Annotated in this window: 13 protein-coding genes and 1 tRNA gene; 6 read left to right on the forward strand and 8 right to left on the reverse strand. The window is 57.0% G+C overall.

All coding sequences use genetic code 11. The features are described from left to right. Positions 1–229: 229 nt before the first annotated feature. Positions 230–844 carry a protein-methionine-sulfoxide reductase heme-binding subunit MsrQ gene (gene msrQ / locus AC2FJE_RS21145; RefSeq protein ID WP_496758258.1) on the reverse strand — a complete coding sequence of 205 codons (615 nt, stop codon included), beginning with the start codon at positions 842–844 and terminating at the stop codon, positions 230–232. 4 nt (positions 845–848) lie between these two features. Beyond that, complete coding sequence (msrP, locus tag AC2FJE_RS21150) at positions 849–1,751, reverse strand: protein-methionine-sulfoxide reductase catalytic subunit MsrP (RefSeq protein ID WP_058278566.1); 903 nt, start codon at positions 1,749–1,751, stop codon at positions 849–851. A 336-nt stretch (positions 1,752–2,087) separates the two neighbouring features. On the opposite strand from msrP, the gene AC2FJE_RS21155 reads away from it, so the two are divergent. Together AC2FJE_RS21155 and AC2FJE_RS21160 are read left to right on the forward strand one after the other, a co-directional pair. Beyond that, a complete protein-coding gene (locus AC2FJE_RS21155) occupies positions 2,088–2,903 on the forward strand; it encodes a cyclase family protein (protein WP_058278565.1) in 816 nt (271 codons plus the stop codon). 130 nt (positions 2,904–3,033) lie between these two features. Continuing rightward, positions 3,034–3,960: a class I SAM-dependent methyltransferase gene (locus AC2FJE_RS21160; RefSeq protein ID WP_496758251.1), complete on the forward strand. Its 927-nt coding sequence runs from the start codon at positions 3,034–3,036 to the stop codon at positions 3,958–3,960. 69 nt (positions 3,961–4,029) lie between these two features. On the opposite strand, the gene clpB is transcribed toward AC2FJE_RS21160, so the two are convergent. Next, positions 4,030–6,648, reverse strand: a complete 2,619-nt coding sequence (gene clpB, locus AC2FJE_RS21165) for an ATP-dependent chaperone ClpB (RefSeq protein WP_496758249.1) — start codon at positions 6,646–6,648, stop codon at positions 4,030–4,032. Positions 6,649–6,775: 127 nt separating this feature from the next. Next, the gene (locus AC2FJE_RS21170; RefSeq protein WP_058278562.1) at positions 6,776–7,096 is read right to left on the reverse strand and encodes a hypothetical protein; all 321 of its coding nucleotides are present in this window, start codon (positions 7,094–7,096) and stop codon (positions 6,776–6,778) included. Positions 7,097–7,245: 149 nt separating this feature from the next. Here AC2FJE_RS21170 and pyrF point away from each other — a divergent pair, with 149 nt between their 5' ends. After that, positions 7,246–7,965 (forward strand): orotidine-5'-phosphate decarboxylase, encoded by a 720-nt coding sequence (gene pyrF, locus AC2FJE_RS21175; RefSeq protein ID WP_496699867.1) that lies wholly within the window; start codon positions 7,246–7,248, stop codon positions 7,963–7,965. Positions 7,966–8,272: 307 nt separating this feature from the next. Here the strand turns inward: pyrF and AC2FJE_RS21180 are convergent, their stop codons facing one another. Further along, positions 8,273–8,680: an NUDIX domain-containing protein gene (locus tag AC2FJE_RS21180; RefSeq protein ID WP_058271371.1), complete on the reverse strand. Its 408-nt coding sequence runs from the start codon at positions 8,678–8,680 to the stop codon at positions 8,273–8,275. Positions 8,681–8,768: 88 nt separating this feature from the next. Between AC2FJE_RS21180 and AC2FJE_RS21185 the strand changes: the two genes are divergently transcribed. Beyond that, positions 8,769–10,022, forward strand: coding sequence for a DNA polymerase IV (locus AC2FJE_RS21185; protein WP_496705722.1), 1,254 nt, complete (start codon positions 8,769–8,771; stop codon positions 10,020–10,022). Between the two features lie 2 nt (positions 10,023–10,024). Here AC2FJE_RS21185 and AC2FJE_RS21190 read toward each other — a convergent pair whose 3' ends face one another. Next, positions 10,025–10,885 carry an N-formylglutamate amidohydrolase gene (locus AC2FJE_RS21190; RefSeq protein ID WP_496699870.1) on the reverse strand — a complete coding sequence of 287 codons (861 nt, stop codon included), beginning with the start codon at positions 10,883–10,885 and terminating at the stop codon, positions 10,025–10,027. Between the two features lie 149 nt (positions 10,886–11,034). Between AC2FJE_RS21190 and AC2FJE_RS21195 the strand changes: the two genes are divergently transcribed. Then, positions 11,035–11,109: transfer RNA gene (locus tag AC2FJE_RS21195), tRNA-Val, on the forward strand. Positions 11,110–11,202: 93 nt separating this feature from the next. After that, complete coding sequence (ykgO, locus tag AC2FJE_RS21200; RefSeq protein ID WP_005648635.1) at positions 11,203–11,328, forward strand: type B 50S ribosomal protein L36; 126 nt, start codon at positions 11,203–11,205, stop codon at positions 11,326–11,328. A gap of 107 nt (positions 11,329–11,435) precedes the next feature. Here the strand turns inward: ykgO and AC2FJE_RS21205 are convergent, their stop codons facing one another. Together AC2FJE_RS21205 and AC2FJE_RS21210 are read right to left on the reverse strand one after the other, a co-directional pair. Continuing rightward, positions 11,436–12,089, reverse strand: coding sequence for a DUF1826 domain-containing protein (locus AC2FJE_RS21205; RefSeq protein WP_496758245.1), 654 nt, complete (start codon positions 12,087–12,089; stop codon positions 11,436–11,438). Next, positions 12,086–13,297: a GTP-binding protein gene (locus AC2FJE_RS21210; RefSeq protein WP_496761462.1), complete on the reverse strand. Its 1,212-nt coding sequence runs from the start codon at positions 13,295–13,297 to the stop codon at positions 12,086–12,088. The genes AC2FJE_RS21205 and AC2FJE_RS21210 overlap by 4 nt, the downstream gene beginning before the upstream one ends. Between the last annotated feature and the right edge of the window lie 243 nt (positions 13,298–13,540).

Consider the following 13,540-nt stretch of genomic DNA (forward strand, 5'->3'; position numbering starts at 1 on the left):
CAGTGTGTCCCAAGCGCCTCAGCAGCGCCGGTGAAGGGGGTTCTAAGTATAACCGCATAAGTCCGCAAGCAGAAAATTAGACAAACTTACAAAAAACCGAATTTTCTTAATTTATTGCATAAAAACAATATATTATCAAGCGACGACCATTCCAAACAAAGCGATCGACAGAGTGGCTGGCAGCGAATCTGGAGTATTAGACAGAGTTACCCACAGACTCGGTACCGAGTCAGGCGGAATCGGCCGCGCGGAACCGAGTCAGCAGGCCGGAAACCGGAATACGCAGCATGATCAGGCTAACGATCAGAGACAGGTAGACCAGCGGTTCGATCTGAAATCCCTTGGCAAGCATGACATAGTGCAGCCCGCCCAGAATCGCGGCGGGAAAGACAAGCCGCTGCAGGATGCGCCAACGGGCCCCCAATTTGCGCAGGGACAGGTTGTTTGATGTTACCGCCAGCGGGATCATCAGGATAAACGCTGCCATGCCGACGGTAATATAGGGACGCTTCAAGATATCCGCCCAGATCTGGCTGGGAAGCTGCACGTCCAACACCAGCCACACCAAAAGATGCAGGCTGACATAGGCAAAGGTCAGCACGCCCAGCGCCCGGCGGAACTTGAGCAGGTTCAGCCCAAAAAACCGCCGCAGCGGCGATATTGCCAATACGACGATCAACAGCTGAAGTGCGAGTTCGCCGTACCGGTGCTCCAACGCCTCAATCGGATCCACGCCCAGACCGCCGGTCAGCCCCTGGTAAAACAGCCAGGGCGCTGGAAGCGCCCCCAGCAAGTAGACCAGCCACACCGGAATGCGGCGCAATATCTGATTCAGCGTCTGCATGGTCTTAGTAGAATTCCTTCAGATCCATACCGTCGTAAAGTCCGCTGACCTCTTCTTCGTAACCGTTGAACATCAGCGTCGGGATACGCTTGGCAAAGAGACCGCCGCCAATCTGACGTTCCGAGGCCTGCGACCAGCGCGGATGATCCACGTTGGGGTTCACGTTACTATAGAAGCCATACTCGCGCGGGGCAGACATGTTCCAACTGGTGGGCGGCTCGACATCCGAAACGGTGATGCGAACAATAGACTTGATAGACTTGAAACCGTACTTCCACGGCACCACCAGACGCAGCGGCGCGCCATTTTGGTTCGGGATAGGTTTGTCGTAGATACCAGTCGCCATAATAGTCAGCGGGTGCATCGCCTCATCCAGGCGCAAGCCTTCCCGGTATGGCCATTCGAGGATCGGGAACTGAACGCCCGGCATCTCATCGGGTCGGTATGCCGTTTCAAAGGCCACATACTTGGCACCTTCTTGTACGCCAGCCATATTCAGAAGGTCCGCCAGTTCAAAGCCATTCCACGGGACGACCATCGACCAGGCCTCGACACAGCGGAATCTGTAGATACGCTCTTCGACCGTCATTTCGGACATGATGTCCTTGAAGTCATATTCACCCGGTTTGTCGACCAGACCGTCGATCGTGACGCTCCAGGGTTCGGTCACCAGGGTATGCGCATATCTTGCGGGATCTTCCTTGCGGGTCCCGAATTCGTAGTAGTTATTGTACGAGGTGATCTCTTCCCAGGTGTTAGATTCAAGTGCTTCCTGCGCCGCTGCCGGTCTGGCCAGCCCCGCCAATCCTACACCCGCCAGGCCGGCCATCACCTGCCGCCGATTCAAAAACGCCGCCTGTGGCGTGACGTCGGCATGTGTCAGTGTATTGGTCCAGCGATGCGCCATTTAAGTCTCCTTGGTAAGCTAGCCTGAGATTCCAGATAATCCGCTGATACCACACCACCAAGGCAACATGCGTCACGATTGGGAGACGAGACTGTAACGATTCACGCCAAGTCCATACCAAACCACCTCAGACATCCTCGAGGGTGAATTGCGCCAAAACCGTTAGCACCTGTCACGCCAAGTTGAACTCGCAACGCCCAATTCAGGCGGAATACCCGGACCTTCAATCTTTACAACTGCTTCACGCAACTTGCAGTCTTGTTGCCAGGATTGGCCAACAGGCCCTTAGATCCGCTGTCCACCCGATTGTCGGGCAAGACTAAAGGGAGAAGACGAATGTGTGACATCTGCGTGATGAACGCGGTCAAAGACCGTATGCTGTCTAGAAGAGGGTTCTTCAAAGCCGCCGCCGCCACTGGTGTGGCCGTTGCCGCCACTGGAGCCAGTGCACCAATTGCCCTGGCCGCTGGCGTGGGCAAAGTTGAGGACATGACCCACACGCTCAGCGCCGATTTCCCAACTTTTTTTGGTGAGCCGGGGTATGCGTCCGAACAGGTTTTCAATTTCGGCGAACACGGCTTTAACCTACAGCGCCTGACGGTCAATGAACACACGGGCACCCATATCGACGCGCCACTGCACTTTTCGGCGGACGGTGCCTCGGTGGATGAAATCCCGGTCTCTGATCTTGTCGCGCCGCTATGCGTCGTCGACATCGCGGCCCGGGCCGCCGAGGATGCTGATACGCTGCTAACCCCGGATGATCTGAAGGCGTGGATGTCTGCCAACGGCGATATTCCTGATGGCGCTTGCGTGGCCTTGTATTCCGGTTGGGCCGCCAAAGCCGACAGCGACGCCTATCGCGGTTTCGACGGTCAGGCACAACATTACCCCGGCTTCCACCCCGAAGCCGCAATGATGTTGATCGAAGAGACCGGCGCGCGCTCTATTGCATCAGACACGCTGTCCCTCGACCACGGCATCTCAACCGACTTCGCAACTCACTATGCATGGCTGCCCACGGGCCGTTTCGGAATTGAGAATATCGCAGGCTTGGATCGTGTGCCGGCCGCTGGCGCGACGATTGTGATTGGTGCCCCGAAACACGCCGGTGGCACCGGAGGACCTGCGCGTATTTTCGCGATGATTTAATGAAGTGGCCCGCCTGCCTGGCGGGCTCAATTTCCCGAAAGCCGGCTACATTGACGGGGTGATCTGAACTCTGCTGGTTGTCAGGGTATTCAAACTCTGTTCCTGTGAATGCAACCACGGTGAGTTTCATATGTTTTATGTTCCGCAAAGCTCAATTCCCGGACTAAGCCGCACCGCCCTTGGGGTTTGCGCCTTTTGCGCATTGGTAAACCGTAACCCGACATACCGACGCGTATTCTACGACCCATTTGCCGAACAGCTATTTCGAAACGGGTCAGTGGAAGGGCCCGAGGTCCTGGACCAGGCAACCGATTGGGACGCCGTGCTTAAATTCGCCGATGATCGCTCGGTGGCTCGTCGCCTTGTCGCGTCGGTCCTGTGGCGCAAGACGTTCATGCAAAGCCGCGCGCTTACTGCGATCAAGAATGGTGCACGTCAGATCGTTGTGCTTGGCGCGGGCCTCGATACGCTGGGTCTGAGGCTGTCCAACAGTCACAGACACATTCCGGTGTTCGAGGTCGACCGCCCCGAAACCATCGAAGCCAAGCGGTCGTTGGTCAGTGCCAATTTTGGCGTACCGCCGAACGTTCAATACACCGCAGTTGATTTCTCCCGTGAGGCAACTCTCGATAAGTTGCAGTCCCTCGGCTACGATCACGAAATGGGCACAGTCTTTATTGCCGAGGTTTCGCTGGAATATGTAGCGCCGCCCGAAGTTGCAGACGTATACGCAATGATCCGGTCAAATGGCGCGAAGGAAACGCGATTTCTGACGACCTACGCTTCTACCGCGGCAGCGTCGCAGGCACAACAAGAAGTCGATAGTATTGGGAAGGCCGTGGCCGGGGTCGGTGAACCATTTCGTTTCAACATCTCGCCAGATGAGGTTGGCACCTACGCGACCCAACAAGGGTTTTCTGTGCTTGAGCATATATTTGGGCGCAAAGGGACCGAAAGCTATCTGGCCGAGCTGGGGTTGGGTCCAGAGACAATGGATTTTCCGATGAACGCTCTGGACGCCTCCTCATTTTCTCTGGTTCGGTTGCGACCTGCCTGAACAGCATAGTTTTAGGGCTACAATCGCAAATAAAAAAAGGCCCGCCAATTAAGCGGGCCTTTGTTCGGTTTAGTGCACCACGGCATCATCTGGGCGCGGACGCTCGGACGTGCCCAGCCGATCGCCAATGATCAGGCCATCGGGTCCGGCGGTTACAGGGACGGTTTCTCCGTCCTTGATCTCACCAGCAAGCAACGCCTCGGCCAGCGGGTTTTGCAAGGCGCGCTGGATCACCCGCTTGAGCGGACGGGCACCGAAGACCGGGTCATAGCCCTCGTCGGCAAGCCATTCCTTGGCGGCGCCATCCAAGACCAGCTCGATCTTGCGGGCGGCCAAGCGTTTCTGCAAACGCGCCATCTGAATATCGACAATGCCATCCATGTCTTCCCGCTTAAGCCGGTCAAAGATGATCGTCTCGTCCAGACGGTTCAGGAACTCGGGCCGGAAATGCGCCCGGACCGCGTCCATCACATCACGCTTGGCTTGCGCGCTGTCCGCACCTTCGGGCAACTGGCTCAGCGCCTGAGAGCCGAGGTTCGACGTCAGGATGATCAACGTCTGCTTGAAGTCCACGGTACGGCCCTGACCATCGGTCAGAACGCCATCATCCAGAACCTGCAACAGCACGTTGAACACATCCGGGTGCGCCTTTTCGACCTCATCGAACAGCACGACCTGATAGGGCCTGCGCCGCACGGCTTCGGTCAGCACTCCGCCTTCGTCATAGCCAACATAGCCCGGAGGGGCACCGATCAAACGAGCGACCGCGTGTTTTTCCATGAACTCAGACATGTCGATGCGGACCATCGCGTTGTCATCGTCGAAAAGGAAGTTCGCCACGGCCTTGGTCAATTCGGTTTTGCCCACGCCGGTCGGCCCGAGGAACAGGAACGAGCCAAGCGGCCGACCTTCGTCGTTCAGGCCCGCACGCGCACGACGTACAGCATTGGCCACAGCGGTGACCGCCGCATCCTGACCGATCACACGGGAATGCAGATCGTCTTCCATCCGCAGCAGCTTCTCGCGCTCGCCTTCCAGCATCTTCGAGGTCGGGATACCAGTCCAGCGTTCGACCACCGAAGCGATCTGTTCCGGACGCACCGTTTCCTCGGCCATCATCTGGCTGCTTTCAGCGTTCTCGGCCTCGGTCAGCTTTTTCTCAAGCTCGGGGATGACGCCATAGGACAGCTCACCCGCTTTGGCGAGGTTGCCTTCACGCTTGGCGATCTCCAGATCAGCGCGTGCCTTGTCGAGCTGCTCTTTCAGATCGCGCGCGCCAGCAAGCTTGTCGCGTTCAGCCTGCCACTGGGCGGTCATCTCGGCAGATTTCTCCTGCAGATCGGCCAGATCCTTTTGCAAGGTTTCCAGACGGTCCTTTGAGGCCGCATCATCTTCGAGCTTCAGCGCCTGTTCCTCGATCTGCATCTGCAGAATCTGGCGATCCAGTTGATCGAGTTCCTCGGGCTTACTGTCCACTTCCATCCGCAAGCGAGCCGACGCTTCATCGACTAGGTCGATTGCCTTGTCGGGCAGAAAGCGATCAGTGATGTAGCGATGCGACAGGGTCGCTGCAGATACCAACGCCGAGTCCGAGATGCGCACACCGTGGTGTAGCTCGTACTTTTCCTTGATGCCGCGCAGGATGCTGATCGTGTCCTCGACAGTCGGCTCCTGTACCACAACCGGCTGGAACCGGCGCGCAAGGGCCGCGTCTTTTTCCACGTATTTGCGATACTCATCCAGCGTGGTCGCGCCGATGCAATGCAGCTCACCTCGCGCAAGCGCGGGCTTGATCAAGTTCGCAGCGTCCATCGCGCCATCGGACTTCCCGGCACCGACCAGCGTGTGCATCTCGTCGATGAACAGGATGATTTCACCGGCCGCCTCGGTGACCTCGGTTAGAACGGCCTTGAGGCGTTCTTCGAACTCACCGCGATATTTCGCACCGGCGATCAGCGCACCCATATCGAGCGCAAGCAGCTTTTTATCTTTCAACGACTCCGGCACGTCACCGTTGATGATGCGAAGGGCCATGCCCTCGGCAATCGCGGTTTTACCCACGCCGGGCTCCCCGATCAGAACCGGGTTGTTCTTGGTGCGACGCGACAGAACCTGCATCGAGCGGCGGATTTCTTCATCGCGCCCGATGATCGGATCGATCTTGCCCTCAGCTGCGGCTTCGGTCAGGTCACGCGCGTATTTCTTGAGCGCGTCATAGCCTTCTTCCGCCGATGCGGTGTCAGCGGTGCGACCCTTGCGGATGTCGTTGATCGCTTCGTTCAGTTTCTGAGCGGATACGGCACCAGCGTCCAAAGCATCCTTGGCTTTGGATTTCACCATGCATAGCGCCATCAACACGCGCTCGACGGGCACAAAGCTGTCGCTTGCTTTGGTCGCGATTTTCTCGGCTTCTGCAAAAACCTTGGCGGTCTGGCCATCCATGTAAATCTGGCTCGCATCACCGCTGACCTTCGGAATCTTAAACAGCGCGGCGTCCAGCGCTTCGACCACGCGGGTCGGCGCGCCGCCGGCGCGCGTGATCAGGTTGCTGGCCAGCCCCTGATCGTCATCCATCAATGCTTTCAAAAGATGTTCGGGCATCAGTCGCTGGTGCCCCTCGCGCAGCGCAATCGTCTGCGCCGCCTGCACGAATCCCCGTGCCCGCTCGGTGAACTTGTTCAAGTCCATAGTATTCTCCTTTTCCTAAGCGCCCTGAATGTGATGCGCCCGCTTGGCGGCACGCGTCGGTCTGGGCCTCACATTCAATCTGGGAAATATCTTTGTTCATTCAAGAGGCTGGCGCGCAATTTCAGACTTATCGTCGAGGTATGGAATAGACGGTGTAGCCTCCGGTCTGCGCAACCTCGCGCGCGGCGTACATGTCCACCAGCGATTCCGCGGCGTCGCTGCCCGTCGGGCAGGAAACAAGGTCTGCTGCATCATCCAGAAAATTGACCGTAAACGACGTCTCACCCGTCAATTGGCAGTCATCGTCGGTCGAACGGTACCCCCCCACCAACCGCAAATTTTCATTGGTCGGAGATTTGATGACCGTATCTGCCGCCTCATTTTCTAGTGGCATATCCTGACATCCCACCAAGATCAGAATAATCCCAACTCCAAAAACCTGTTTCATAGTTCCCCCATCGAAAATTCTTGTGGATGGTGGGCACCATATCACAGTTGGTCCAAAGCTGCGTGATCTCGATCACCCGCGCGCCCTGCATGGACACAGCCGCCCGAAACCGCTAGGACGCAGACGTTTGCCAAAAAGGAGCCTGCCCCATGTCCGATGATCGCCTGATCGTAGCCCTAGATGTTCCCAACGCTCTGCAGGGGCTGGCCATGGCCGAACAACTGGGCGACAGCGTTTCCTTCTACAAGATCGGGCTGGGCATGCTGACCGGTGGCGGGCTGGCATTGGCCAATGAACTGAAACAGGAACACGGCAAGCGCATCTTTCTAGACATGAAGCTGTTCGATATCGGCAACACCGTCGAAAACGCCGTTCGCGGGCTGGCGCAATTCGATCTGGATTTCCTGACGGTGCATGGTGATCCGCATGTGGTTCAGGCCGCGAAAGAAGGGGCCGCTGGCAAAGACCTCAAGATTTTGGCCGTTACCATCCTGACCTCGCTGAACCGCGACGACCTGGATGCCAGCCTTCTGAAAGAGGGCGACGTTCAGGATCTGGTTGTCGAACGCGCTGCACGCGCGCTTGAGGCTGGTGCCGACGGCGTCATCGCCAGCCCGCAAGAAGCCGCGCTAATCCGTGCCCTGCCCCAGGCCGAAGGTCGTCTGATCGTGACCCCTGGCGTCCGCCCCGCAGGTGCCGCGCTTGGCGATCAGAAACGCGTTGCTACACCCGCAAATGCCGTCGCAGATGGCGTGGACCACATCGTCGTGGGCCGACCTGTCTATCAGGCTGACGACCCTAAAGCTGCTGCCGAGGCAATCCTTGCCGAATTGGCCTCATCGCAGGCAAAAGCACCGAACAGGGCTTAATTCTCGACGCCTTGCAGGTTAAAATTTTTAGGGTTTGATGCCGGATGGCCGCGTCCGCGCAGGCAATTACTGTCGATTTCTGCGACTCAAGCAGTTGACCTTACGTCACTTTTTGCCATTTCCGCGCCAAATCGTCCCTGTGCCCCAAAACACACATGAGATATGCGAGTTTTCGCTGTGTGATCTGGATCCTATCTAAATCCCGGAATTTGCGCGATTCTGGAGACGTGATACTCCCCGCGGACCATCTCTTCCTGAGGTCCGTCACCTCCCCCCGCCAATCGCGGGGGGTCTTCTTCTGAAAACCTCACATGTCAAAAGACGGCCTACCTTGGACCAAGTAGTCACGTAGGCGGATCGCGAAATTCGGCACCGCCAATGCATTCTCAAGGTAAATGTCCGGCGACATCAAACACCATCCCTGCCCCTCATCGCCAAACCTAATCAGGTTGACGTCGCTAGGTGGCCGGTGTGCTGCGAAGAACCAGTTTTGCCCATACATGCGCGACCAGACAAAATCAGCCTTGGCGAGGTGCAGACCGACTTCTTCCAGTGTTTCGCGCCTGACACATTGCAGCGGCGTTTCTGCCCCTTCGCGCCCACCGCCGGGAAAGTCGAAATAGCCCGGGAATGGAATGTCCTTCTTGTCGTCCCGTTGAATCACCAACAGGTCCGATCCAAGAAACAGTGCGACCTTCGCCCCCGTGAATTGCATGAGCGCTTTCTCTTTGCTGCCCGACCAGATAAATTTTAGCCAGTAACGCCTGATATGACAAAGCGCATAAAACTGAGATGTAAATGTAATGCCCGCTTTATGCCGCGACTGCTTTTCGATTCTGGAACAGGAAGCGCGCTGCCCTTCCTGCGGCAGCCCGCGGATCAAGACGCACCCCGAGCTGTTCGATCTGTCCATCGCGCATATGGATTGCGACGCATTCTATGCCTCGGTTGAAAAGCGGGACAATCCCGATCTGGCCGACAAACCGGTGATCATCGGAGGCGGCAAACGCGGTGTCGTCTCGACCGCTTGTTATGTGGCGCGTATTCGCGGCGTCCGCTCTGCGATGCCAATGTTCAAAGCCTTGCAACTGTGCCCGGACGCCGTTGTCATCAAGCCTCGCATGTCGGTCTACGCCGAGGTGTCACGCCAGATCAGAGCCATGATGGACGAATTGACCCCTGTGATCGAACCGCTGTCACTGGACGAAGCATTCATGGATCTGTCCGGTACGCAGCGACTGCATGGCGCGCCACCTGCGGCCATGCTGGCAAGGCTGGTTAAGCGGATGAAAGACGAACTAGGTGTAACAGGCTCGATCGGTCTGTCGCACAACAAGTTTCTAGCCAAAGTCGCCTCAGATCTGGACAAGCCGCGTGGGTTTTCAGTTATTGGAGAAGCTGAGACCGCCGAGTTTCTGTATGACAAACCGGTGCGCCTGATCTGGGGTATCGGCCCGGCGGCACAGGAATCGCTGGATCGTGCCGGCATCCGCGCCTTCTCGGATTTATTACGCTGGGATCAGGAGGCACTGACAGCCCGCTTCGGATCTATGGGGTATCGGCTATGGCATCTGGCGCGCGGTCAGGACAAACGGCGCGTGTCTTCGCACGAGCCAATGAAGTCGATCAGCAACGAAACCACGTTTTTCGAGGATACAGCCAGCCTGGACATCCTTGATGGGCATCTGTGGCGCATGTCCGAAAAAGTTGCGGATCGCGCCAAAGCCAAAGGGCTGGCCGGACGGGTCGTAACCCTGAAACTTAAACAAGCAAACCACAAGGTCATCACCCGACGTGTCTCGTTGCGGGACGCCACGCAGATCGCAGACCGCATCTACCGCACCGCACGTGGGCTATTCGATCAGGTCGGCGACAAAGGGCCATATCGTCTGTTGGGTTGCGGAATATCCGATCTGTGCCCCGAAGATCAGGCGGACATCTCGGGGGACCTTTTGGATCCCGACGCATCAAGGCGGTCTCAGGCGGAACGCGCAACGGATGAAATCCGGCGCAGATTCGGAACGGATGCGATTGTCAAAGGCCGGGCTTTGCGCTGAGGTTACTCGGCGGCCAGACGCAACGGATCGCGGCCAATACCCGAGATTTCCCGTATGACCTGCCGCAACATGTCCTGAAACGCTGCGAAATTGCCGTTCGGCGCGATTTTGACCTCATCCATATACAGAGATCGGTCGATCTCAATCTGGATAGCGTGCTGATTGCGCCCTGGCCGCCCGTAGGTCTGCGTAACGTATGCGCCGGCGAAGGGCGCGTTGCGCGCCACGATCAGACCCGCCGAGGCAAACGCGGATTCGATCCGGTCCACAATCTCGGTCGAAGCCGAAGCGCCAAATCTGTCACCCAACACGATCTGCGGGCGCTGGGACGTGGTCGTACTGGCCATCGAAACCGCTTCATGCGGCATCGAATGGCAATCAATCAAAATGGCCTGACCAAAAGCCGCGTGCGATTCGGCCAGCAGCGACTTGAGACGCGCATGATAAGGACGCCAGCAGGTGTCGATGCGCAGACGCGCCTCATCCATCGTCAGCTTCCCGCGATAGATTGCGCGCCCATTGGCGACGACCCTGGGAATCACGCCCAGCCCCGAAGCGACACGCGGGTTATGGCCGTGGCGGCGCGCGCCCTGGATTAAAGCCGGGTCCAGCTCCTCAGCACTGCGGTTAAGATCCAGATAGGCCCTTGATTTTGTTGCGGATATTAGAGGCGCACCATGGTCAGTCGCTGCGGAAAACAACTGATCCACGAATGCATCTTCCGAAGATCGAATCACATTCTGGCTCAGAACCGTCCGGTTCAGCATCGCTTCAGGGTAGTTCCGGCCACTGTGAGGAGAAGAAAAAACAACGCAAGACGTGCGCTTGACGGGCATATCCAATACGTAAGCAGCGTTCTTCATGGTGACTCCTTGTTCGCATTGAACATAGACCGGAAAATAGTTCTACCAAACCCCTTGAACCCCTTTGCGACTCCTTTTATAGACCCCGCTACCGGCGCGGGGTTCCGCGCCCCATTTCGTTATGGGGCAGGGCACCGCAAAGGTTAAGTGGGCGGTTAGCTCAGCGGTAGAGCACTTCGTTGACATCGAAGGGGTCACAAGTTCGATCCTTGTACCGCCCACCATCTATTCACTGTTTCGGGTCTGACCCGGGACACCCGCAAACCCAGGCGCTGGCCACGTCCTTGATGAAGGCGCCGCAGATTGGAGACAGACCCATGAAGGTCAAGAACTCGCTCCGCTCGCTCAAGAACCGGCACCGTGATTGCCGTGTTGTGCGTCGCAAAGGCCGCGTCTACGTGATCAACAAGACGCAGCGCAAGTTCAAAGCTCGCCAGGGCTAAGAACTGCACATACCGTTAAAGAAAAACCGCGCTTCTCAGCGCGGTTTTTTTTGTTCGAACGATTGATGCGCAAAAAAGACCGGAACGGTCAAAGGCAAACCCGTAAATCAGTGGGCGAACAGATGGTCGGGTTCATTATCCGGGTCCGCCACAGGATCAAGAACAAGCACCAGCCGTGTTTCACCTGTTCCCTCGATTGGTGGCGAACGATGCAAAAGCCCGGACTTCGGACTCTCCGGCCAAAGCGTTCCGCGCAACAGTATAGGCGCACCTGTTGGTACAGTGAAAACACGTTTCGGCTCGTTACCATCGTTCGAAATACCGTATTGTGTTCCAGTCCCTCGATAGGTGCAGACCAAACGCGACGTGACTGCGTCGATGTGAAACCTGCGGCAGGCATTTGTGGTTACCACATCCAAACGCAGGCGAAGCCATTTTGATTCCATAAGACCAGCAAACAAAGTTGCCATCGCGGCAACGTCATCCAACAACAAGTCACGTTCCAGACCTTCGGGCGTACCATGCGCCTCGCCCAGCTCAACCATCGCGCTGCGCACTGTCTCGGGGCGCAGGATCACGCGCGCTTTGGGCAGGCGTGCGGGATCCAACTTGTTGATCCAGCTCTGAAAGCCTGGCAAGGGGTCGCGCCGCCAAATAGCTGCGGCGCAACCGGGGTTGTGAATGACCGACAAGTCCTCGGGCGTTTCTGCTATGCCGGCACCTATTGCGGCATCTTTGACGACTTCACGCACCAAATTCATGCTGCAGCCTCTGACCGACGCCAAACTGGGAATGGGTCGGGCAGATCGGGAAGATCTTCTAGGCGTCCCGTGGCTGCGGCCGGAACCAACGCCGAATCCAGCCGGGCTTTGAGCACGGGCCAATCTATTCCGCTGCCAATGAAAACGATCTCTTGCCGGCGGTCACCCCAAGGCTCTTGCCAATGCGCTTGCATATAGGCCCGCGCGCTTTCGTGATCTGGTCTGCGTTCTTCGGGTACTGTCGCCCACCAGGTACCAAGTGGCTGTACCGAGGACAGCGCACCGGCCAATGAGAATTCGGCAACCCAATCGGGGCGCGTCGCGATCCAGAAATGCCCCTTTGCACGGATGACGCCCGGCAGATCGCCATTCAGGATCGTCAGAATTTTCTCTGGCACAAAGGGTTGTCGCGCGCGGTATACATAGCTGGTAACGCCATACTCTTCAGTTTCGGGCACATGATCCGCGAAACCATGCAGTTCTTTGGCCCACATCGGATGTTCATGCGCCTTTTCGAAATCGAACAGGCCGGTATCCAGGATTTCATCGGCTGCCACGTCCGAGTGGTTCGTTTCGATAATCCTTGCGTCAGCGTTCAAGCTTCGAATGATTTTCCGCGCGGCGTCTACTCTTTCTGCTCCGGCATCCGCGATCTTGTTGAGAATAACCACGTCAGCAAATTCGATCTGATCGGTCAGCAGATGGACCAGCGTGCGTACATCCTCTTCTCCGAGCGTTTCTCCGCGATCGGCCAGAAAATCGTGGCTAGAGAAGTCTTCCAACAGGTTAACCGCATCGACCACCGTGACCATTGTGTCCAAGCGCGAGACATCCGACAGGCTTGCGCCGGCCTCATCCCGGAAATCAAACGTCGCGGCGACAGGCAATGGCTCAGAAATCCCGGTGGACTCGATTAGCAGATAGTCAAAGCGACCTTCGCCGGCCAATCGCCGAACTTCGTCCAGCAGATCGTCGCGAAGGGTACAGCAGATGCAGCCATTTGACATCTCAACCAGCGTCTCATCCGTGCGGGATAGTTCAGTGTCGGCGCGCACCAAGTCAGCGTCGATGTTCACTTCGGACATATCGTTGACGATCACGGCAACGCGACGGCCGTCCCGGTTGTTCAGAACGCGGTTCAACAATGTCGTTTTGCCTGCGCCAAGAAATCCGGACAGAACAGTTACGGGAAGGCGGGTGTCGGTCATTGGGTGTCTACCTATTTGAAGGACTCAGGTGAAAAGGCGCATCATTTGGGCGAAAAACCTCTGATACCGCGTACAAATTATCGTTATGTTATTACATTTTGTCAATAGATATGATGCCACATCAGGGCAACCTGAAAATACGCGGAACAAAACAGCGACCAGTTGACCAACTAATTTTGTCGGATTTCCTTGCATCCCCTTGGGAATCGTTTAATTGACAATTTCAGTCGGATTACTACGCCG

The sequence above is a fragment of the Ruegeria sp. CDSC002 genome (assembly GCF_059610905.1).

Coding starts and splice junctions, on each gene's coding strand:
- msrQ (WP_496758258.1), bottom strand. CDS start 844: ATGCAGACGCTGAATCAGATATTGCGCCGCATTCCGGTGTGGCTGGTC.
- msrP (WP_058278566.1), bottom strand. CDS start 1,751: ATGGCGCATCGCTGGACCAATACACTGACACATGCCGACGTCACGCCA.
- AC2FJE_RS21155 (WP_058278565.1), top strand. CDS start 2,088: ATGTGTGACATCTGCGTGATGAACGCGGTCAAAGACCGTATGCTGTCT.
- AC2FJE_RS21160 (WP_496758251.1), top strand. CDS start 3,034: ATGTTTTATGTTCCGCAAAGCTCAATTCCCGGACTAAGCCGCACCGCC.
- clpB (WP_496758249.1), bottom strand. CDS start 6,648: ATGGACTTGAACAAGTTCACCGAGCGGGCACGGGGATTCGTGCAGGCG.
- AC2FJE_RS21170 (WP_058278562.1), bottom strand. CDS start 7,096: ATGAAACAGGTTTTTGGAGTTGGGATTATTCTGATCTTGGTGGGATGT.
- pyrF (WP_496699867.1), top strand. CDS start 7,246: ATGTCCGATGATCGCCTGATCGTAGCCCTAGATGTTCCCAACGCTCTG.
- AC2FJE_RS21180 (WP_058271371.1), bottom strand. CDS start 8,680: ATGCAATTCACGGGGGCGAAGGTCGCACTGTTTCTTGGATCGGACCTG.
- AC2FJE_RS21185 (WP_496705722.1), top strand. CDS start 8,769: ATGCCCGCTTTATGCCGCGACTGCTTTTCGATTCTGGAACAGGAAGCG.
- AC2FJE_RS21190 (WP_496699870.1), bottom strand. CDS start 10,885: ATGAAGAACGCTGCTTACGTATTGGATATGCCCGTCAAGCGCACGTCT.
- ykgO (WP_005648635.1), top strand. CDS start 11,203: ATGAAGGTCAAGAACTCGCTCCGCTCGCTCAAGAACCGGCACCGTGAT.
- AC2FJE_RS21205 (WP_496758245.1), bottom strand. CDS start 12,089: ATGAATTTGGTGCGTGAAGTCGTCAAAGATGCCGCAATAGGTGCCGGC.
- AC2FJE_RS21210 (WP_496761462.1), bottom strand. CDS start 13,297: ATGACCGACACCCGCCTTCCCGTAACTGTTCTGTCCGGATTTCTTGGC.